General features: G+C 43.7%; 20 protein-coding genes and 2 pseudogenes. 19 read left to right on the top strand and 3 right to left on the bottom strand.

Annotation, left to right across the window (positions count from 1 at the left end; all coding sequences use genetic code 11):
* Positions 1 to 38: 38 nt before the first annotated feature.
* On the bottom strand, positions 39 to 1,037 hold the full coding sequence (locus I2G42_RS11100) for a helix-turn-helix transcriptional regulator (protein WP_117638850.1): 999 nt from the start codon (positions 1,035 to 1,037) through the stop codon (positions 39 to 41).
* 294 nt (positions 1,038 to 1,331) lie between these two features.
* Here I2G42_RS11100 and I2G42_RS11095 point away from each other — a divergent pair, with 294 nt between their 5' ends.
* The 11 genes and pseudogenes from I2G42_RS11095 to I2G42_RS11045 form a co-directional block, all read left to right on the top strand.
* Positions 1,332 to 1,937, top strand: coding sequence for an MptD family putative ECF transporter S component (locus I2G42_RS11095; protein ID WP_015533385.1), 606 nt, complete (start codon positions 1,332 to 1,334; stop codon positions 1,935 to 1,937).
* A complete protein-coding gene (locus tag I2G42_RS11090) occupies positions 1,937 to 2,677 on the top strand; it encodes an energy-coupling factor transporter transmembrane component T (RefSeq protein WP_117638851.1) in 741 nt (246 codons plus the stop codon). The genes I2G42_RS11095 and I2G42_RS11090 overlap by 1 nt, the downstream gene beginning before the upstream one ends.
* Positions 2,677 to 4,170, top strand: a complete 1,494-nt coding sequence (locus I2G42_RS11085; RefSeq protein WP_117638852.1) for an ABC transporter ATP-binding protein — start codon at positions 2,677 to 2,679, stop codon at positions 4,168 to 4,170. The genes I2G42_RS11090 and I2G42_RS11085 overlap by 1 nt, the downstream gene beginning before the upstream one ends.
* Complete coding sequence (locus I2G42_RS11080; RefSeq protein ID WP_195531062.1) at positions 4,151 to 4,813, top strand: hypothetical protein; 663 nt, start codon at positions 4,151 to 4,153, stop codon at positions 4,811 to 4,813. Before I2G42_RS11085 ends, I2G42_RS11080 begins: the two co-directional genes overlap by 20 nt.
* A complete protein-coding gene (locus I2G42_RS11075; protein WP_117638854.1) occupies positions 4,806 to 6,545 on the top strand; it encodes an ABC transporter ATP-binding protein in 1,740 nt (579 codons plus the stop codon). Before I2G42_RS11080 ends, I2G42_RS11075 begins: the two co-directional genes overlap by 8 nt.
* The gene (locus I2G42_RS11070) at positions 6,518 to 8,278 is read left to right on the top strand and encodes an ABC transporter ATP-binding protein (protein ID WP_117638855.1); all 1,761 of its coding nucleotides are present in this window, start codon (positions 6,518 to 6,520) and stop codon (positions 8,276 to 8,278) included. Before I2G42_RS11075 ends, I2G42_RS11070 begins: the two co-directional genes overlap by 28 nt.
* Positions 8,279 to 8,423: 145 nt before the next feature.
* Positions 8,424 to 8,927, top strand: coding sequence for a response regulator (locus I2G42_RS11065; protein ID WP_243000663.1), 504 nt, complete (start codon positions 8,424 to 8,426; stop codon positions 8,925 to 8,927).
* Positions 8,928 to 9,094: 167 nt separating this feature from the next.
* The gene (locus I2G42_RS11060) at positions 9,095 to 9,457 is read left to right on the top strand and encodes a hypothetical protein (protein ID WP_002584990.1); all 363 of its coding nucleotides are present in this window, start codon (positions 9,095 to 9,097) and stop codon (positions 9,455 to 9,457) included.
* A gap of 210 nt (positions 9,458 to 9,667) precedes the next feature.
* Complete coding sequence (locus I2G42_RS11055; protein WP_055057439.1) at positions 9,668 to 10,573, top strand: DUF6017 domain-containing protein; 906 nt, start codon at positions 9,668 to 9,670, stop codon at positions 10,571 to 10,573.
* A 14-nt stretch (positions 10,574 to 10,587) separates the two neighbouring features.
* The gene (locus I2G42_RS11050; RefSeq protein WP_002584988.1) at positions 10,588 to 10,812 is read left to right on the top strand and encodes a DUF5348 domain-containing protein; all 225 of its coding nucleotides are present in this window, start codon (positions 10,588 to 10,590) and stop codon (positions 10,810 to 10,812) included.
* 71 nt (positions 10,813 to 10,883) lie between these two features.
* A pseudogene (locus I2G42_RS11045) lies at positions 10,884 to 11,297 on the top strand (PcfB family protein); the annotation flags it as partial.
* On the opposite strand, the pseudogene I2G42_RS17100 reads toward I2G42_RS11045, so the two are convergent.
* Both I2G42_RS17100 and I2G42_RS11030 read right to left on the bottom strand, forming a co-directional pair.
* Positions 11,274 to 11,624: pseudogene (locus I2G42_RS17100) on the bottom strand (plasmid mobilization protein); the annotation flags it as partial. The pseudogenes I2G42_RS11045 and I2G42_RS17100 sit on opposite strands and share 24 nt — an antisense overlap.
* 253 nt (positions 11,625 to 11,877) lie before the next feature.
* Positions 11,878 to 12,231 carry a helix-turn-helix domain-containing protein gene (locus I2G42_RS11030; RefSeq protein WP_055057438.1) on the bottom strand — a complete coding sequence of 118 codons (354 nt, stop codon included), beginning with the start codon at positions 12,229 to 12,231 and terminating at the stop codon, positions 11,878 to 11,880.
* A gap of 160 nt (positions 12,232 to 12,391) precedes the next feature.
* Here I2G42_RS11030 and I2G42_RS11025 point away from each other — a divergent pair, with 160 nt between their 5' ends.
* From I2G42_RS11025 to I2G42_RS10990, 8 genes are all read left to right on the top strand, one after another.
* Positions 12,392 to 12,571, top strand: a complete 180-nt coding sequence (locus I2G42_RS11025) for a MerR family transcriptional regulator (protein WP_015533991.1) — start codon at positions 12,392 to 12,394, stop codon at positions 12,569 to 12,571.
* A complete protein-coding gene (locus tag I2G42_RS11020) occupies positions 12,564 to 13,229 on the top strand; it encodes a response regulator transcription factor (protein ID WP_014081151.1) in 666 nt (221 codons plus the stop codon). Before I2G42_RS11025 ends, I2G42_RS11020 begins: the two co-directional genes overlap by 8 nt.
* Positions 13,230 to 13,278: 49 nt before the next feature.
* Complete coding sequence (locus I2G42_RS11015) at positions 13,279 to 13,974, top strand: ABC transporter permease (RefSeq protein WP_243277173.1); 696 nt, start codon at positions 13,279 to 13,281, stop codon at positions 13,972 to 13,974.
* Between the two features lie 14 nt (positions 13,975 to 13,988).
* Positions 13,989 to 14,675: a sensor histidine kinase gene (locus I2G42_RS11010; protein WP_243277172.1), complete on the top strand. Its 687-nt coding sequence runs from the start codon at positions 13,989 to 13,991 to the stop codon at positions 14,673 to 14,675.
* A 213-nt stretch (positions 14,676 to 14,888) separates the two neighbouring features.
* Positions 14,889 to 15,329: an ECF-type sigma factor gene (locus I2G42_RS11005; RefSeq protein ID WP_055057436.1), complete on the top strand. Its 441-nt coding sequence runs from the start codon at positions 14,889 to 14,891 to the stop codon at positions 15,327 to 15,329.
* A 56-nt stretch (positions 15,330 to 15,385) separates the two neighbouring features.
* Positions 15,386 to 15,886, top strand: a complete 501-nt coding sequence (locus I2G42_RS11000; protein WP_025577040.1) for a DUF3846 domain-containing protein — start codon at positions 15,386 to 15,388, stop codon at positions 15,884 to 15,886.
* 524 nt (positions 15,887 to 16,410) lie between these two features.
* Positions 16,411 to 17,136 carry a DUF4240 domain-containing protein gene (locus I2G42_RS10995; RefSeq protein ID WP_055057434.1) on the top strand — a complete coding sequence of 242 codons (726 nt, stop codon included), beginning with the start codon at positions 16,411 to 16,413 and terminating at the stop codon, positions 17,134 to 17,136.
* Positions 17,137 to 17,157: 21 nt separating this feature from the next.
* Positions 17,158 to 19,134, top strand: a complete 1,977-nt coding sequence (locus tag I2G42_RS10990; RefSeq protein WP_117638857.1) for an ATP-dependent DNA helicase — start codon at positions 17,158 to 17,160, stop codon at positions 19,132 to 19,134.
* Positions 19,135 to 19,191 lie beyond the last annotated feature (57 nt).

Raw genomic sequence — 19,191 nt, 5'->3', positions numbered from 1 at the left:
ATATAATTAAAAAATTTCTAAAAAAATGGCAAGTGATTCTAATCTTTACGCATATTATAATTATTTTTTCGGTAAATTTCAGGCGATTGATTAAAATAGTTTTTAAAAGCGCTAGAAAATTTACTTGCGTTTTGATACCCTAAATGTTTGGCTATAGATGAAATTGATAATTCATTCTTTTTAAGTAACAGTGAAGCATATTTCATTTTGGATTGTCGAATGTATGTCCCAATAGGAACACCATACATTTTTTTGAATGATTCTCGAAGTTTAGTTTGTCCCATTGCTGCTATTTTGCAAAGCTGCGAGAGTTCTGGCGGGTTCAAAATATTCTGTTCAATAGCCAGACGTACAGATTCCAGCGCCTTTTTCTCTTGTTTGGAAAGAGACTGGTGTTTAGATGCTATCTCCTGTCGCTGTTTATGAAAGTTGCCTGCCACAATAGAAAGCAGTTCACCTACTTTGCTTTCGTAGTAAAGACGGGAGGTTTCGCCAGCAATCAGTTTATCCCGTATCTGCAAAAACAGGGTTCCAATTTCCGGGGTATTATAATCAAAAGCTTTCCAATCATAAACCTCTGCATAGTCAAAATCGTCCGGGGTAAAACGGTCTTGCAGATTTTTCTCTATGTAATCTTCAAACAGCAAAACTGACGCATAGCTGATTGGTATATTGGGTTGATATAATACTCGCCCCTGTGACGGCTTATTTAGATAAAGGTGGATTCCCTCTGTGATAGGTTGGGCTTTCCGCCCATTCTGGATCAGGGTAACACCGCCGGATTCCAAATAATAAATTTTCACCAGCTTTTGATTGATCTCATATTTGCGTTCCATTGAGGCGTATGGTATCCAGCTTCCGGTTGACAGGAATAATCCATCTGTCGGTTGAACCTGATAGATATTTCCATAGCCTTGTCTGTTTTGCGGCTGCAAGGTGCAGATTCCATTATGATTATCCTGTCGAAAATGATAATCATGCAGATAAAAAGAAGCATCCCCTAATTCGTGCGCGGCCTGTGTAGAATCGGTCTGCATCCTGCTCACCCCCGTTTCTTATGTAGTCGGAATAATCCGCAGTATCTTTTTTTATGCTCCAAAATGTCGCAAAGGCTGTCAGCAAAACCACAAAAAGCACTGATATATCCGGTTGTTTTTCCACTTTTAACTCCTGTTTTGACCTTTTTTGCCGGATTTGACACCAAAAAAATCACTGAGTAGAATGGCATTACTGGCTGGTTAGCTGACTCTAATCACAGCAATTCTATCACGATTTTGTGCGTAGGTCAATGAGGCTTCTGCCAGCAAATAATAAATAGGAGGACGTTGAAAATGTCTAATTCACAACAAATGAAAAAAGGGCTGTCTGTGCGTGATTTGATTACCACCGGCATCCTTGCTGCTTTGTACATGGTATGTGCCATGATTGGCGAGGCTATCTTTGGGTTCTTCCCTGTACTGACTTTCCTTTGCCCGCTGTCTATTGCGCTGCTGTGCGGCCCGGTTTATATGCTGATACTGGCGAAGGTGCCGAAGCATGGCCCAATCATTGTCACCGGTATTTTGGTAGGAGGTGTACTGTTCGTACTCGGTATGTACTGGTCTATGTGTTTGGCATATTGTATTCTCGGCGTTGTGGCCGATCTGCTGGCCGGTTCCGGGAACTTTAGAAACAAAGGGCGTAACCTGTTGTCCTACATGATTTTTGTTCTCAGCCCAGTTTTCTCCTACGGTATGCTTTGGTTTGACCGCGACGCCTATGTGCAATATTTGGTAGAAAAGGGAACAGAACAGACCTATATGGACACAATGGTTTCAACCGCGCAAAACTGGATGCTCCCGGCAATGATTATCGGCGTGTTGATCTGTGCTGCTATCAGCGGTCTTGTAGGCCAGAAACTATTGAAAAAGCATTTTGAAAAGGCCGGAGTAGTGTAATGGAGATGCAACTGCAAACAAAAGACACACTTGCCACATTATATTTAGATCCTCGCACAAAACTATATCTGTTGATCGTCGGAAATGTTGCGTTGTTCCTTGCGCCCTCTTTACTCTATGAGATTGCGCTGGTTGTATGCGTTGTGATTCTCGGCATCCTTGTAGGAGCAAAGCGGTTTACGGTAAGAATGGCTGCTGTCTATGCGGGAATGGTTGTTCTGCATATCATTGGAACAAATTATTTGACAGGGACTTTGCAGATTGCGATTGTAACATTTACCGTATTTATCCGTAAAATCTTTCCTTGTGCCATGCTCGGAGGTATTTTAGTCAGCACGACAAGGGTAAATGAATTTATGGCGGCCATGAACCGTATTCATATGCCAAAAGCAATGGTTATTCCTCTGACGGTCATGCTCCGCTATTTTCCTATGGTGCATGAGGATTGGGGCTATATCAGCGACGCCATGCGGATGCGCGATGTAGCTCCAACCGTCAAAAGTCTGCTGACCCATCCGGCCCGAACAGTGGAATGTATCTATGTTCCGATGATGATGTCAGCACTGAAAGTGGCGGATGAATTGTCGGCGGCGGCTGTTACAAGGGGGCTGGAAAATCCGAAGCCCCGAACCTGCTTGCAGGAAATCCACTTTAGTGTTGCGGATGCCGTATGTTTTATCCTGTTCACTTTGTTTATGTCGGTGTCAATCTGGCTGAAATTGAAAGGAGGTGCAGGCTAATGATCCGTTTTGACAAGGTTTCTTTTACCTATCAGGAATCATTACAAAATGGCGGACTGCGCGATGTTGATTTGACAATCAACAAAGGTGAGTGTGTGCTGTTGTGTGGGCGAAGCGGCTGTGGAAAAACTACATTGACCCGTCTTGTGAATGGCCTGATTCCATACTTTTATCCGGGAGAAGTCACCGGCACAACCTATGTTGACGGTAAAGATATACAGGATTATCCCATATACGAAGTGTCCGAGTATGTGGGGTCTGTATTCCAAAATCCACGCTCTCAATTTTTTAATGTAGATACAGACAGTGAAATCTCCTTTGGAATGGAAAATCTGACTTATCCAAGGGAAAAAATGAAAGAACGCATTTCAAAGACAGTTGCGGATTTAGATATAGCACATCTGACGGGGAGAAGCATATTTGAATTGTCTGGCGGTGAAAAACAAAAGGTGGCGTTTGCGTCCATCTATGCTATGTCTCCGAGTATTTACTTGTTAGATGAACCATCTTCCAATCTGGATATGGATGCTATTGAGGATTTGCGGCGTACACTTGAACTCCTAAAGAAACAAGGCAAGACCATTCTAATTGCAGAACATAGGATTTATTATCTGAGGGAATTAGTTGACCGCATTGTGTATATGGAAAACGGGGCTATATCTGCTGTGTTTTCTCCGAGCCAGTTTCTTTCTATTCCTGAGGAACAGCGGCACAGTATGGGACTTCGCGCTTTAGATTTGTCAAAGGTACAGCCAAGAGCCTTTGCTGAAAATTCTCAAAAGCCGATTTTGGAAGTCAGGAACTTATCCTTGTTCTATAAGAAAAAGCTGGTTCTGGACGATTTGAATTTGAATGCGGCACCGGGAGAAATCATAGGAATTATCGGCCATAACGGAGCCGGAAAATCTACATTTTCCAGAACACTATGCGGCCTACACACAAACTGTACGGGACAGATTCTTTGGGATGGTAAAGAACTGAACGCAAAGAGCCGATTAAAACACTCCTATATGGTGATGCAGGACGTAAGCTATCAGTTATTTGCCGATACGTTGGAAAAGGAATGTGTATTTGGAATTAAGCATCCTGATTTGGACGCAGCAAAACAGGCAATGGAACGGCTGGGTATTTATGAGTACCGTACTCACCATCCCAATACACTTTCCGGGGGCCAGAAGCAGCGTGCGGCCGTGGCAGTCAGTATGGTATGCCGTAAGGATGTTTTGATTTTTGATGAACCGACTAGCGGACTTGATTATGACAGCATGATTCAGGTTGCGGGGTTATTTCAAACGCTTTCTAAAATGGGAAAGGTGATTTTTGTTGTAACCCATGATTACGAATTTTTAGCGGCAGCCTGTACAAGAGTGATTCATTTAGATAACGGAAAACAGCAGGAAGATTACCCACTTTCCTACGACAATCTGCATCGACTACGCGATTTTTTCTTGCGGTCAGAAAGGAGGCAGAACCTTGAGGAGAATGGAAAATGACCTCCTGTTCTTCCATGAGCTGATCGGTAACTGTTCCGTTGAAAAGGATTCAAAGATATATACAATTTCTCCAAAATTTGGGAAAGGCACCATGCAGAGCTTTGAAGTGATGCCTGGTGCTGAAATTGTTTATAGCAATGTTCATATCACAACTCCAATTCAAAAGAACATCCAATGTAAGGATCGTTTTATTGAAGTCACCTATTGCTTTCATGGGCGAGTGAATATGCTGTTCAGCAACCAGCCGGAGATGGTTATGAGCGACCATTATATTTCTGTTTTCAATGGTGCAAGCCACCTGAAAAGCTGTGATTTTGGGAAAAACCCTTTTGTTGGTGTTTCAGTGGTGGCTTATCTGCCGCAGATTATAAACAGCCTGAATATCATGCTGGGGACAATCGCGTTTGACGAGGACATGGATTTTCAAGGGCTTTTTACAGCGGGCGGCTGTTTTATAGCACCAGCGACAAAAAGCGTGGAGCATATTTTTACCGAACTGCTCTTGCTGCCGGAACAGTACCGCAATTACCTTATGCGTATTAAAGTCATGGAACTATTGCTATACCTGGTTGGCAAAATGGAGTATCGGACAGATTTTGGAATTTCACTATTCCGCAAGGAGGAGATGAATTGTAATGAGTGATGTAAAAGCTCTGTTTGGACTAATTGATAAGAAAAATAAGCGTCGCCTGATCGGCGCGGTAATCTGCTGCGTCCTGTCTGTTTTGTGCGGCATCCTGCCCTATTTGGGCGTTTGGGGCATTGTGACCTGTTTTCTGAATGAACGGACAGAGAATCTTTTTCAATATGTGTGCCTGATTGCCGCAGCAATCATTTTGAAACATCTGCTGTTTGGAACCGGCACAAAAATCTCTCACAAGGTAGCCTACCAGACATTGGGGGAAACCCGTAAAAAGCTGTTCCGTAAAATTGCCCGTTTACCAATGGGCTATGTGAAAACAACGGCATCCGGGCAGGTCAAAACAATCATTATGGACAATATGGAGCAGTTGGAAACATTTTACGCCCATAACATTCCAGAGATTATTTCTGGTCTTGCTGTACCGCTATGTATGGAAATCCTGCTGGTGATATTGGACATCAGAGTAGCCGGTATCATGCTGATTCCGGTCGTTCTGTTTATTCTTGTCGGTATTCTTATGATTATCGTTCAGATGAAAAAAATGGACGAATTTAATCAGGCGTTTTCTGACGTCAGCGTTAAGACAGTGGAATATGTCAACGGCATGAAAGAACTGAAGATATTTGCCGCCGACGAATCCACTTATAGCCGCCTGTCGGAAAGCATCCGTACTTACAGCACCGTTGTAACAGAGTGGTTCCAAAGCTGCCTGAAATATGTTGCGTTCAATCATGCCGACTTAAACAGCAACCTTGTGTTCCTGTTTCCGCTTGCCGGTTTGATGTATCTCTCCGGCAGCGTGACAGCGGCCAGCTACATTATGTATCTGTTCATGGGGCTTGCCATGCTGATCCCGCTGGAAACCGTTTCTAATAACTTTGATTATATCGGTATGAACGCTTCTGTTGCGAAAAAGATAGACGAAATTCTGAAGCTGGATGAAATGGCGGATACGGCCTCGAAGGCAGAACTTGCCGACCACACGATTGCGTTTGAACACGTTACATTTTCCTATGGGGAAGAACAGCTGGTATTAAAAGATGTCTCATTTACTGTTCCTGACGGAAAAGTAACGGCGCTCGCCGGTGTTTCCGGCAGCGGCAAAAGTACAGCGGCCAGCCTGATCTGTCGGTTTTGGGATATAACCGAGGGACAGATTTGCCTGGGAGGCGTACCGCTGAACCAGATCCCGCTATCCGATCTGATGTCCCAGATTTCCTTTGTGACCCAGAATACGTTCCTGTTCAAAAAGAGCATCAGGGAAAACATTATGATGGGAAACCCAGAGGCCACGGAGAAAGAAATGATGCAGGCAGCCAAGGATGCCATATGTCACGACTTTATTATGCGACTTCCAAAGGGCTATGACACAGTGATAGACAAGGAAACCAAGTTGAGCGGCGGCGAAAAACAGAGAATCACATTGGCAAGGGCGATTCTGAAAAATGCGCCGGTTGTAATTCTTGACGAGGCAACGGCTTACATTGACGCCGATAATGAAGATTTACTGCAAAAGGCGCTGGCTAAATTATCTGAGGAAAAAACCGTACTCGTAATAGCGCACCGTCTTTCCAGTATCAAGGAAGCTGATTCGATTGTGGTTCTGGAACAGGGCGAAGTGATTGACTGCGGCACACATGATGAATTGATAAACCGTTGCTCCCCGTATCGGGATATGTGGGCGGCCTTTGAGCAATCCGATCAATGGAAAATGGGAGGTGTAAACGCATGATTGCTATGATACGGAAATTCTTAGACCTTGCAGGCGAGCGCAAAAAGCAGCTTTATCTTGCGTGGCTGTTTCAGGCGTTGACCTCAATTTGTGAGGGCGCGATATATTTCATGCTGTTCCTTGCGATAAAAGATATTTTGGACGGCTCGTTTACAAGGGAAAAACTGATACAGTATAGCCTTATGTTTCTGGTTTATACTGTCCTGCATTTTGTTTTTTATTACTTTACGATTGCAAAACAGCGTCCGGTATCTTATGCCATGATGCGGGATGAACGTCTTTCGATTGCGGCGAAAATCAAACAGTTTCCGCTCTACTACTTTACAAAAGACAAGATCAGCCAGCTTACATCTTTGTTTACAACTGATTTGAGTTTCGTGGAAATGAATATCATGGAGATTATTGCCGGTTTCGTTTCCAGCATGATAATGACGGTTGTATTTGCTCTGATGCTGCTTAGTGTGGACTGGCGTATGGCGCTTCTTCTGTTTGTGGGAATCATCCCCGGCTATATCCTCTACCAGCAGTTTCAAAAGGGCATGGTTCAACTGGGAGAGCATAAGAAAAATGCACAGGTGGCAATGATTGATTCCACGCTGGAATATGTACAGGGCATGGAAACGATCAAGGCATACCGGCTGGAGCAATCTGGTAAGCTCATGGAGAATCAGGTGGACGGATATTGCACGGCTTCTGACCGATATGAATCGACGCTGACGAATTGGAGTATGGGTTATAAGATTTGTCTGAATCTGGGACTGTTTTTGAGCTTGGGTGTTGGCATTACAATGATTCGTTCTGGTTCATTAGCCCCGGCAACCTATTTGTTTTTTGCAATCATGGGTATTATTTTTTACCGTCCGCTGGAAGCTCTGATGGGTTCCTTTGCCATGATGAATCTTGCAAACGCATCGTTGGATAACATAGCAGAAATCAACAACCTGCCGACTGAAAATGAAAAACAGGGAATTACACAGTTTACCGATACACAAGCCGATGTACGGTTTGAAAATGTATCGTTTAGCTATGATGGAAAGCGTGAAGCAGTTAGCCATGTAAGTTTTTCAGCTAAACCCGGAACGATCACCGCATTGGTTGGCCCTTCTGGAAGCGGCAAATCCACTCTGCTTAATTTAATTCCGGGATTTATAACGCCGAAAAACGGGCGGATTCTGTTGAATGGGAAAGATGCGGCAGCATTAAAGCATAGTGATCTGGTGCGTCATGTGAGTGTCGTTTTTCAGGAAGTATATCTTTTTCAGGATACCATGATGAATAATATCCGGATGGGAAACCAGAGCACAACGGATGAGCAGGTAATAGAGGCGGCAAAAAAGGCTCACTGTCACGAATTTATAGAAAAGCTCCCACAGGGCTATCAAACGGTTATCAGCGAGGGCGGCGCAAGTCTTTCTGGCGGTGAGCGTCAGCGCGTCGCTATTGCGAGGGCAATTTTGAAAGATTCTCCGATCATTCTTTTGGATGAGGCACTTTCCAGTCTGGATGCCGAAAATGCCGTAGCAATACAGAAGGGCATAGAAGAAATGATTAAGGGCAAGACGGTGTTCCTTGTATCACACACTTTGTCCTATATCCAAAATGCAGATCAGATACTTGTTTTATCTGACGGTTTTTTGCAGGGCTGCGGAAAACATGATGAATTATTACAATCAGTGCCTCTTTATAAAACTATGTGGGAAAAAGAAAAATCCATTAAAAGTTGGAAATTATAGGGCAATATGAATGCCCCACATTTGTACCTGATCACATGCGAATATCAGAGCATGCGGCAAGAAAGTGTGCTTTGCAAAAGATGACAATGCATTTGATGATTTTCCTGTGAAGAAATAGAAAGTGTTGCTTTTTTAAAATAGAAATATGAAAGACACAAAATACAAAATATTAGCATATTTTGACAATCAATCATATCAAAAACTATTCAATGAGGTAAACTCAGATTATGCAGAAAATCTACAAATTTTACTGCATAATTTGAGTTTATTTTCTTATGATGTGCTTATAATAGGAGTGATCCTTTATAAAGAGAACATAAGTAATATTATATCTGCTATTAGAAAAATAACGCAGATACCAATTATTATTTTGACGGATGCTTCCTCTTTATTGTGTATGTCATGGAAAAAAGAATTAATATACGCTGGTGCAGATTGTGTAATGGATATAAATAGCACTATAGAAGAAGTAGATCTGCAGATTTTTTCATTGGCACGACGAAATAATAAACAAAAAATAACTCAAAAGCAATCCGAAACGATGATTAATAAGGGAAAACTTGTAATGGATCATAAGAAACATAAAGTATTTTGGAATAATGTAGCGTTACATTTAACACGACAAGAATATAATTTTTTATTGATTTGATAGACGGAAATCTTCTTATAAGCCCGCGCAAGTGTTTATAAAACCTTGCAAAAATGGCTTAAAATCAAGGTTTTCCGCGTATTGTCATTTATCTTGCCGTATCTCCGCATAAGATGATTTTGTAAGACCGGGCACCATTTTGGCACCACAGATTATAGGAGGACGACATGAAAAACGTACTTTTAGACAAGGGTATTATACTCCCGTCCGGCGAAATCAGCAAGGATAAGGTAAACCTTGTAACCGGAGCAATCACGCAGCCATTCGCAGAAATGGTATGGGTAACGACAGGCGGCGACATGGAAACCGTAAACCGCTTGACCGACGTACTTGTTACCATGAACACCCCCGCCGACCGGGGAAAGCTGTTCAAAATCATAAAAATGCTCTATGGGCTTATGGGCTTGCCCTTTTCCGAGGAAGCCGAGCCTATGGACGCAGACCCCGCCGTTTTGGAATACTTCATTTTTTCCTTTACGGCAGACTTTGGCGAAGTCATACAAGACCTCATAGCCGAAGAAGCAGAATAACGCACCGCACAGGCGGCGTTTCTCACTTCCCACAAGGAAGAACAGGAACGCCGCTTTTTTCATGCCCTTTGTTACGCAGTAGGCAGGAAAAAGCCCTTGATTTATGCGGCTTTGCGGGCGCGGTTTTCAGCGGATAAGGGATTGATACCTAAACCCTCAAAATCGCGTTTCTATTGCGTAACAGGTATGCAGCAAAGGAGTGATGAAGCTATGGCAGTTTTCAGAGTGGAGCGCAACAAAGGCTATACGGTTATGAGCAACCACCACTTACGCAATAAGGAGCTATCCCTAAAGGCAAAAGGGCTGTTATCGCAAATGCTGTCCTTGCCGGAGGATTGGGACTACACCCTTGCGGGGCTGTCCTTTATCAACCGGGAGAAAATCGACGCTATCCGGGAAGCCATTAAGGAACTGGAACGCGCCGGGTATATCGTGCGTTCAAGGGAGCGCGACGAGAAAGGACGCTTGCGCGGCACAGACTATGTAATCTTTGAGCAGCCGCAGACCTCGCCTGTATCGGATTTACCTACATTGGATAATCCAACGTTGGAAAAACCTACGCAGGAAAAACCTACGTTGGAAAATCCAACGCAATTAAATAAAGATATACAAAAGACTGACTTACCAAAAAAAGAAAAATCAAATACGGATTTATCAAGTACCGATTCCATTCCTATCCATTCCCTAAATCCCTTGCCTTACGACGGGGAAGCGGCTACGCCGCCGGAACGGAAACGAAAGGAAGCGACAGACGCATACAGCGTTTATGAGGAAATCATCAAGGACAATATCGAGTACGACCATTTTGTACGCTACGGGCAGGTAGACAAAGACCGCTTAGACGAAATTGTTTCGATTATCCTTGAAACGGTATGCAGCAAGAGAAAGACAATCCGTATCGCCGGGGACGATTACCCGGCAGAGCTTGTCAAGGCAAAGTTTATGAAGCTCAACAGCAGCCACATTGAATTTGTCTTTGACTGCATGAAAGAGAATACCACCAAAATCCGCAACATTAAACAGTACCTTAAAGCGGTGCTGTTCAATGCGCCGAATACCATTGACAGCTACTATACCGCCCTTGTCGCACACGATATGGCGACAGGCAAAATCTAAAGGAGGATTACCACATGGCACAGAAAACAGGAGCTTTGATTTTTGACGAACAGACCGACCGCTACGACATTCGCTTTGACATTGCCGACTATTACGGCGGCTTGCATTGCGGGGAGTGTTTCGACGTATTCACAGGCGGCAAATGGAAGCCGACCCGTATTGAAATGAGCGCGGCGCAGGAATGGTACCTTGTGGGTATCCGCGCCGAGGATTTGAACGGCTTGCGCGTCCGTATCTAAAGCCTATGGGCGGCTACCGCAGCGGCGTACCACCCTAACATTATCAGACTACCGCGAAAGGAGGACGGTAAATGCAAGATGAAATCAACGAAAAGACCATAGCCCTTTACATCAAGACCGGGAAACTGACCGCGCAGACGCTTCAAAAGGCTATGAAAACGCTGCTTGCACAGATGAAGAAGCAGAAAGACAAAACGCCGCAGGGCAAACAGACTTTGAAGCAGCTTATGAAGCAGAACGCGGGCGTTTCCAACATTGAGATTACCGAGGGCAATATCAAAGCCTTTGAGAGTACGGCGAAAAAGTACGGTATCGACTTTGCGCTGAAAAAGGACACGACGGAAAGCCCGCCCCGCTACCTTGTGTTTTTCAAAGGGCGCGACGCTGACGTGCTGACCGCAGCTTTTAAGGAATTTTCCGCAAAGAAGCTGACGCAGGAGAAAAAGCCCTCTATCCGCAAGCTGCTTTCCTGTCTGCAAAATGCTGTCTATGTTCTGCTTGATAACGTCATATTCCCGGACTTTCTTTTTCAGCTTGCCATAATCGGCGTAAAGGGCTTCTTTCTGCGCTTGGAGTGCTTCATATTCCTTTTGCAGCGTGGCGGGATTGGGGAGCTTTGTAATGCCCGCCGTTTTGAGTGCCTTTGCCGCAGCTTCATGGTCTACTTGGATAATGTATCCGTCAATGGCAATCTTCCTAAGATATGCCGCCATGTTCCGGGTGGGGACGAGCTTCATTTTTTCAAGAATTAAATCCCGTTCCGCTTCTGTTACTCTAAATTTGATTTGTACCGTTCTTTTGCGTCCGTCCATGCTTTCGCTCCTTTCCATTCCGAGGGTTTGGGATACTTCCCAATAAGCCATTTTCAACCGACGCGTCGCAGCGCAGGAGGGCGAAAATACGGAAGTGGGTACCCGCTTCCTATGCTTGCTATGAAAGTTTTTTCTTACTCCCTATTACAACAGAAAGCCCCGTTTTGCCAAACTTACGCAAAAGAAAAACGCTGCAATCTCAAAAAAGATTACAACGCTTCCTAAATCCTATTCAGTTTTAGGCCGGACATTCCTATTCGCCCTCTTTTTCGACTTCGGAAATCTCTTTTGCCGTTGCGGTGACAATCCGTATGCCTGTATCGCTCATATCATCAAGAAGCGCGTCAAGCTGCCGCCGCTTTGTGTCTTTCTCCGGCTGCGTATCTAAAAGAAACTGGTCTACGGATATATGATAGCGCAGCATAAGCTCAAAGAAAATCTGTAAACTTGGGTGCTGCCCGTTGTTCTCAATGTTTGCAAGGTAACGCGGGGAAATATACATTTCGTCGCTTACTTTCTTGCGGCTCTCTTTGCGCTCTTTCCGCGCGTTCTTTATTGCTTGCCCAAAAGCCTTGAAGTCGTACTTTTCTACTGGTCTTTTTGCCATATTCATTCACCCAGTTACATTTTACTGTTCCCCTTTCTTCTTGGATATGTCTATATACTTCCTATAACGAACCTAAATAATGCCTATTTCCGCACTTGCTATTATTCGCCATACCGTATATAATTATACTGATAAACTTTGAAGAAAGGACGGGTGGCTTATGGAATATATGTCTTGTGCAGAAGCAGCGGGCAAATGGGGCATTTCAGAAAGACGGGTGCAGAAACTTTGTGAGGGGGAGCGCATACCGGGCGTTTCAAAATTTGGTAGTATGTGGCTGATACCAAAAGACGTGGAAAAGCCAACTGATAGACGCAGAAAGGAGTTTCAACATGAATAATGTTTTAATTATCGAAGATGATAAAGAAATTTGCGTTATGATAAAAGACCATCTGGAAAAGTACAATTATCAAGTCTTCTTCACACTTACTGGTGCAAATGCGATTGAACGTATAAAAGAATTATCCCCAGATTTAATTATTTTAGATTTAATGCTTCCTTTTATCAGTGGAGATGAGTTAATTAGAAATATCAGAAAATTTTCAGACGTACCTGTAATTGTTGTTTCTGCAAAAAGTTTAACATTCAACAAAGTCGAACTGCTACGCTTGGGTGCTGATGACTATTTAACAAAGCCGTTTGATTTGGACGAATTACTAGCGCGAATTGAACGCAATTTGCTAAGAAGTCAAAAAGATACTCCCAATCTTTGTTTGACCTTTGGAGAACTTTCCATTAATACATCTTCAAAAATAGTTACTGTTGCAGACGAAATTATTGTGCTTACAGCAAAAGAGTATCAACTTGTAGAACTACTGGCGAAATATCCTGATAAAGTTTTTTCTAAGCAAAATCTTTATGAAAGTATTTGGCAAGAACCATTTGCAAGGGATAATGATGTCATTAACACACATATAAGTAACTTACGAAAAAAATTAAAGGGCGAAGGCTGCCGAATTAAGACCATATGGGGCTTGGGTTACCGATTTGCAAAGTGAGCTTTAGATAATCTTTAGCTTTATAATGGTCTCTTTTGCACTTGGTGACATGACTTTTTTTGGAGCCGGAGATGGAACAGAAAGTGTAATCGGATTTCAAGCTAAGTGTTATCTATCTAGTGAAATACCAACGTTTCAAACTGTTGCCCGCTCATCTCTTGCATATACAGCCTTTTTCTGGATTATTGGCATTTTATTTGCAACCATATTTTTTACAAAAGAATATAATACGGGTACAATCAAATTATCTGTTGCATACGGCACTAAACGAACTATTCTCTACTACACCAAAGCGATTACAATATTGGTGGTGTCTCTGATAACGTATCTGATTTTTGTAGCTACATTTTTCGTTATTGAAATCATACAATCCGGTTACATTCCAACTGCGAGTGAAGTAATAAACCTTTTGGGATGGGCTCTTGCTTGCGGAACGGTTTTATTAGCATTAGAAAGCATTTCTATTTTTTTATGTGTCGTTATTCAAAATACAGGGATTGTAACAGGGATTTGCTGCTTATATGTATTCAGTGGAGCGTCTGTTTACTTAATGCTATGGAGTGATATGGAGACGGTTTCAATACCCTTAAAATTTTTTGTATATGGAAATCCTATGTACTATTGGATGAATTTCAGCTCTTGTCGCACAATGGGTATTATTGAGCATTTACCATTCTATTTCATAGGGTGCATTTCTCTTTTGATTGTTGGCGGTCTTATTATGATTAGAAAAGAAATCAAGTAAAAGGGAGGTAGAATATGGGTTGGGCGATTATGTTTCTTGTTCTGATAGCATTGGTCATTATCCTTTCAATTTCTTTAATTAACTGGAAAATACAGATATATAAAGTAATCGTCCAACTAAATGCTATTCTGAATAGAAAAACGAAAAAGTTAGTTACAGTGTCTTTATCTGATAGGCGGTTAGAGCATTTGGTTGAAATCATAAATCAGATTGTATCAAAAGATAATATTTATCTGGGCGAAATTCAAAAAAAGGAGAATGAATTAAAAGAGAATATTTCTTGCCTTTCTCATGATTTACGGACACCACTAACTTCCATTCGCGGATATTTGCAACTTCTATCAAGTGCGCCTGATGAAAAAAGAGCGGAATATATTTCAGCATTATCCGGAAAAGCATTGAGATTAGAACGTCTCATAGATGACTTTTATCAAATCTCTCTTTTAGAAGCAGGACAATATCCATTTTACTATGAAAAGGTTGAGCTATGCTCATTGCTTACTGAAATCCTGCTAGACAATTATTCGATTTTCAGCGTTAATGGAATTGAACCCCAAATAGAAATACCTAATATGGACATCTATCTTAATGCTGACAGAAAGGCGTGTATTCGCATTATACAAAATCTTATATTCAATGCGGTAACATCCACTACAAATAATGTTGTTCGTCTTATTTTATTTGTGCTGGAAAGAAGGTGATAAAAATTGACCGTCAATTGACAGGTTTCTGACCGTTAACTGACAGGTGCATCCGATACACTGTGCTTTTGTAAAGATATGATTACAAAGGAGATCCGTGTTTGCAGGGAAACAGCAGAGATGCCGGCCATTCCTGTGGACAGGAAGAACGAGCCAGATCACCGCCACACTCCGATTTGATTTCACAAAAATTCAGATCGGAGGAAAAGATAAGTGGCTTATAACAAAGCAAAAGAAGAATATAGATGGAACCAGTGGAAAGCAGAGGAAGAGAAGATCCTGCGTGAGCAGGGTGTGGATGAAGAGACGATCCAGAAGCTCCGGGAGTATGACTGGAACGATTTTAACGCAGAGCGGAGATTCCGGGAACATCAGACCTCACTTCTGGACTGTATGGAACTGCTTCTGGAAGAAAAAGAATCAGGAGAGTCTCAGCCAGAGAGTGTGGAAGCCCTGCTCGATACCGTGGAGAATGAGGAATTGCTCCAGATCCTGTTATCGACTGACAAGAAAACTCTTCAGATGGTTGTTCTGAAGATGATGGGATATGCACCAAAGGAGATCAGCCATCACATGGAACTGCCGGAGCAGACTGTTTATACAAGACTGCGGAGGTTACGGGAGAAAATCAAAAAGTCCATGAAATTTGAATAAAACAAAAGGCTCTCATCGGCTGATTATCAGAACGAATAGACAGGAGGATTGATACGATGGATGAGAAAGAAGTGTCCGAAATGCAGGAAGAAATGATGACGGTACTGGTAGTCGAGCCGATGAAAGCACCCTATGTCAAAAGCATCCCCAATGAGCTGGAAGATCTGCAGCAGGCAGTAGGCGGTGACATTGAGATGACTTATCCGTTTGAGGATGAGGTTGGAATTCTTTTAAACGGCAATGGAAAATTTGAGGGGTTGCCGTTAAATCGGGCATTGTACGATGACCGAGGACAGGTCTATGATGCCATTGCCGGAACATTCCTTGTGGTAGGACTGACAGAAGATGATTTTACTTCGCTGACACCGGAGCAGATTGAAAAGTTTAAAGAAAAATATCAGTCACCGGAAGTTTTCACCCTGTTTAACGGGGAACTTCATGTGATGAAGATGCCACCGCAGGAACAAAAAGAGCAGAAGGAAAGTCGGAAGAAGGATGCACAGCAGAAGAATCCGGCAAAAGGAAAAAAGAAAAACAGATCCGGGGAAGCACGATAAAAAATTTTTCTGTGAAGTGAATAAAAAAATACACTGCCATCGGCTAGTAAGCAGAGGGACATCCCTCGGCTGTTCTTTGGCAAGTGAATATCGGCACTACAGGTACGTTCCCAACCGTAGAAGCGTGACAGTATGAGCGCCATGATTAAGTATAGGGTAAAGATTCTTAGACTTGGAGCGAGAAAGCATAGCTGTGAATAAGGCGGTGGCAGCCTTTCGCCAGGATCACGGATGGGGGATAATGATACACGTTACCAGCCAGAGAGCGGAAGATGGACTCCGGGTTGTAATCAGAAAGACCCCCAGGACATCTGTGAGCGGCGGCAGGCCAGCCGCCCGCCTGTAGTGTCCCCTTTCCCAGAAGAAAAACAGGGATGGTTCCGGGGGTGCGAGGTCAAATGCGGAACAGCAAGATAAAAAGAAATCAATGAAGAAGTGTGTCGTTGATATCAGATACCATGCGGCTGTGGGAGACTACAGCCGTATTCTTGTGGTATTAACGTCACATCAAGGGGAGAGAACAGATGGAAGAAACAAAAAGAAGTGGAATGAGCAAGGATCAATTCTGGAATCTGATTGAAAAAGCAAAGGAAGTGTGCGGCACCGATCTGGATGCTTCGGCAGTGTGGATCAAGCAGCAGCTCTTCTATATGACACCGGAGGATGTCCTCCAATTCCACAATCTTGTTTACAGTTACCGGGATGCGGCTTATAAGTACGGCTTATGGACAGCGGCAGGTATTATGATGGAAGCAGGGTGCAGTGATGACAGTTTTTCCGATTTTCGGATGTGGCTGATCGCCCAGGGAAAAGAAGTTTATCTGAATGCCTTAAAAGATCCGGATTCCCTTTCCGGCGTGACTCCGTATGGGTACTGTAGTTTTGAAGCGTTGGGATACATCTCATCGCAGGTCTACAGTGCCATGAAAGGGAAAAATATCTATCAGGACAGTACGGCAAGAATGCAGATGGAATGTTATGAGCAGGTGATCCGGGATATTGTGTACCATCCCATGATCGAGTATCCGCTGGAATTACCGGAAGCAATGGTGGTATATCCGAAACTCTGTGAATGCCATTTGTCCGAGCAGGTAAGGAAAGCTCCTCAGAAAGTAAGGACATGGAATGTTTCCCGGACGGATATCCGAAGGATGATGGCAAGAGGGAATGCTGCCATAAAGAAAATGCAGGAACAGGGACAGAATACACCGGAAGCGACCAGACTCGTCCGTAAGGGTACGGTAAGATAAGCTTTCTGGCAAGGAGAAGTAATGTGTTATAAAAATGAATATCAGAAAAGGGCACATGGCGAAGTGGAACAGATCTTTCGGGAGCTTCTCCCGGAAGCCGGGCTTCATGTAAGGGAAGAACAGATCCGTCTCTGCCATGAAATGCTGGATGCCCTTATGAAAAACGAAATCACGCTCTGTGATGCAGGAGTCGGCATCGGAAAGACCTATGCCTATCTGACAGCCTGCATCCTGATGCGGAAATATAGTGTACTGCATTCCGGTTATTCGGGATGTGACAGGCGGTCTGTAGTGGTATCCACTTCCAGTATCGCCTTACAGAAAGCCATCATAGAGGAATATGTTCCTTTTTTATCGGATGTACTGTTAAAAGCAGATCTGCTTCAGGGAGAATTAAAGGCAGTTGTCCGCAAGGGAAAGGAACATTTTGTGTGCGATTACAGGCTGGCCCAAAGACTGGAGGCAGTCCGGGATAAGAATAAAAATCAGGCACAGATGGAGGCATTGAAGTCCCTCCGGCATAACTTTGATTTAGATTCCGTACATAACCTGAGCGGTTTTGACCGCAGGCTGGTGTGCGTACCGAAATTCTGCCCCAGGGAGTGTCCGGGGAAAGCAGGATGCCGTTATCAGAAATATTTGGATGTTTCCAAAAAAGAGGAAGTTTTTATACAGATATGCAATCACAATTATCTTCTGGCAGACGCCATGCACCGGATGAATGAATACCGGCCTCTGCTGGCAGATTACAGAGCATTGGTAGTAGATGAAGCACATAAGCTCCCAGAAGCTGCCAGCCAGATGGATGGGAGAAGTATTGGAAGAGAGGATGTGCAGGAAATCTCGTATTTCTTAAACAGGGAGCATAAAAGTTCGGAAGGTAAGAGACTACAGGATTGGTTTAATACACTTTCAATGGAAATCCGTAAGGATCAGGCCGGGATGGGAGATGACATAGCTGGAAAAGAAAATTTCTATTTTCCGGCAAAGTGCCGATCTTCTCTGGAGCAGGTAAGGGGGAATCTCAGTCTTATGCTTAAAAGACTTGCTGGAAATGTCCCTTACTGGATCTTCCGGCGGCTGGAAGAGATGGAAGAGCTGTTCGGCTGGTTTCTGAAGAAGGATACCAGATACGTTTTATTTCTTCAGCCAGACGGCAGGGGAGATCCTGTGTTTATGGCTGTTAGCAGAGAGATTCCAAGGTTTCTCCATGATTCCTTATGGGACAGGGGATTTCCCTCGATTCTCACCAGTGGAACTTTAAAAGCCGGAAATGGGTTTGTAAGGACCAGACAGATGACCGGGCTGGAAAAGAAAAGCAGAGTCCGGGAGTGTGTAGCAGAATCCCCATTTTGTTACAGAGAGAACTGTCTGCTTTATATTCCTGAGAATTTAAAAGCGACGCTCAAGGGAAGCCGGGAAGAGGCCGAGCAACTTGCAGGCCAGATCCGTGATCTGGTGTGTTCCACTTACGGGCATACACTGGTACTGTTTACATCTTATACCCTGATGGGAAATGTGCAGCAGCTCCTGCGGGATCAGATCCCGTTCCCGATGGTGCAGGTATGGAGAAACTCACAGGAAGAAATCGCACGGTTTAAGAAGATGGAAAATGCCGTTCTGTTTGCAGCCGGCTCCTGTTGGGAAGGTGTGGATTTTCCGGGGGATATGGTATCGTCCCTGATCATTGTAAAATTGCCGTTTGCTGTACCGGACCCCATCCATGAAGCACAAAGGGAACAATACCGATCACTGGAATCCTACATTCAAAATGTTGTTGTTCCAGATATGCAGAAGAAACTGCGCCAGGGATTCGGACGGGCGATCCGGACGGAGCAGGACACCTGTGTAGTGTCCATTTTAGACCACCGAGCGGCAAAGAAAGGAAAGTACCGGGGAGATGTTCTGGACGCCCTGCCAAAGTGCCAGATGGCAGAAAAAATCGATGAAGTAGAGGACTTTATCCGAAGCCGGAAAGTGGAGCGTTACTACAGCTGATAACATCCGTGGTGTTGTTGGTTCTGCCCAGATCTGGACAGAAAATAAGACAAAAAG

The organism is Fusicatenibacter saccharivorans (genome assembly GCF_015557635.1).
Classification (GTDB): Bacteria; Bacillota; Clostridia; order Lachnospirales; family Lachnospiraceae; genus Fusicatenibacter; species Fusicatenibacter saccharivorans.
Note: the sequence above shows the minus strand (reverse complement) of the source record. Positions and strands in the feature narration are given on the sequence as shown.

Excerpts from the sequence above, each read along its gene's own strand:
- I2G42_RS11100 (WP_117638850.1), bottom strand. The coding sequence starts at position 1,037 with ATGCAGACCGATTCTACACAGGCCGCGCACGAATTAGGGGATGCTTCT.
- I2G42_RS11075 (WP_117638854.1), top strand. The coding sequence starts at position 4,806 with ATGAGTGATGTAAAAGCTCTGTTTGGACTAATTGATAAGAAAAATAAG.
- I2G42_RS11015 (WP_243277173.1), top strand. The coding sequence starts at position 13,279 with ATGACTTTTTTTGGAGCCGGAGATGGAACAGAAAGTGTAATCGGATTT.
- I2G42_RS11090 (WP_117638851.1), top strand. The coding sequence starts at position 1,937 with ATGGAGATGCAACTGCAAACAAAAGACACACTTGCCACATTATATTTA.
- I2G42_RS11030 (WP_055057438.1), bottom strand. The coding sequence starts at position 12,231 with ATGGCAAAAAGACCAGTAGAAAAGTACGACTTCAAGGCTTTTGGGCAA.
- I2G42_RS11010 (WP_243277172.1), top strand. The coding sequence starts at position 13,989 with ATGGGTTGGGCGATTATGTTTCTTGTTCTGATAGCATTGGTCATTATC.
- I2G42_RS11025 (WP_015533991.1), top strand. The coding sequence starts at position 12,392 with ATGGAATATATGTCTTGTGCAGAAGCAGCGGGCAAATGGGGCATTTCA.
- I2G42_RS11055 (WP_055057439.1), top strand. The coding sequence starts at position 9,668 with ATGGCAGTTTTCAGAGTGGAGCGCAACAAAGGCTATACGGTTATGAGC.
- I2G42_RS11020 (WP_014081151.1), top strand. The coding sequence starts at position 12,564 with ATGAATAATGTTTTAATTATCGAAGATGATAAAGAAATTTGCGTTATG.
- I2G42_RS11085 (WP_117638852.1), top strand. The coding sequence starts at position 2,677 with ATGATCCGTTTTGACAAGGTTTCTTTTACCTATCAGGAATCATTACAA.
- I2G42_RS11000 (WP_025577040.1), top strand. The coding sequence starts at position 15,386 with ATGGATGAGAAAGAAGTGTCCGAAATGCAGGAAGAAATGATGACGGTA.
- I2G42_RS10995 (WP_055057434.1), top strand. The coding sequence starts at position 16,411 with ATGGAAGAAACAAAAAGAAGTGGAATGAGCAAGGATCAATTCTGGAAT.
- I2G42_RS11050 (WP_002584988.1), top strand. The coding sequence starts at position 10,588 with ATGGCACAGAAAACAGGAGCTTTGATTTTTGACGAACAGACCGACCGC.
- I2G42_RS11065 (WP_243000663.1), top strand. The coding sequence starts at position 8,424 with ATGAAAGACACAAAATACAAAATATTAGCATATTTTGACAATCAATCA.
- I2G42_RS11060 (WP_002584990.1), top strand. The coding sequence starts at position 9,095 with ATGAAAAACGTACTTTTAGACAAGGGTATTATACTCCCGTCCGGCGAA.
- I2G42_RS11095 (WP_015533385.1), top strand. The coding sequence starts at position 1,332 with ATGTCTAATTCACAACAAATGAAAAAAGGGCTGTCTGTGCGTGATTTG.
- I2G42_RS11070 (WP_117638855.1), top strand. The coding sequence starts at position 6,518 with ATGGAAAATGGGAGGTGTAAACGCATGATTGCTATGATACGGAAATTC.
- I2G42_RS10990 (WP_117638857.1), top strand. The coding sequence starts at position 17,158 with ATGTGTTATAAAAATGAATATCAGAAAAGGGCACATGGCGAAGTGGAA.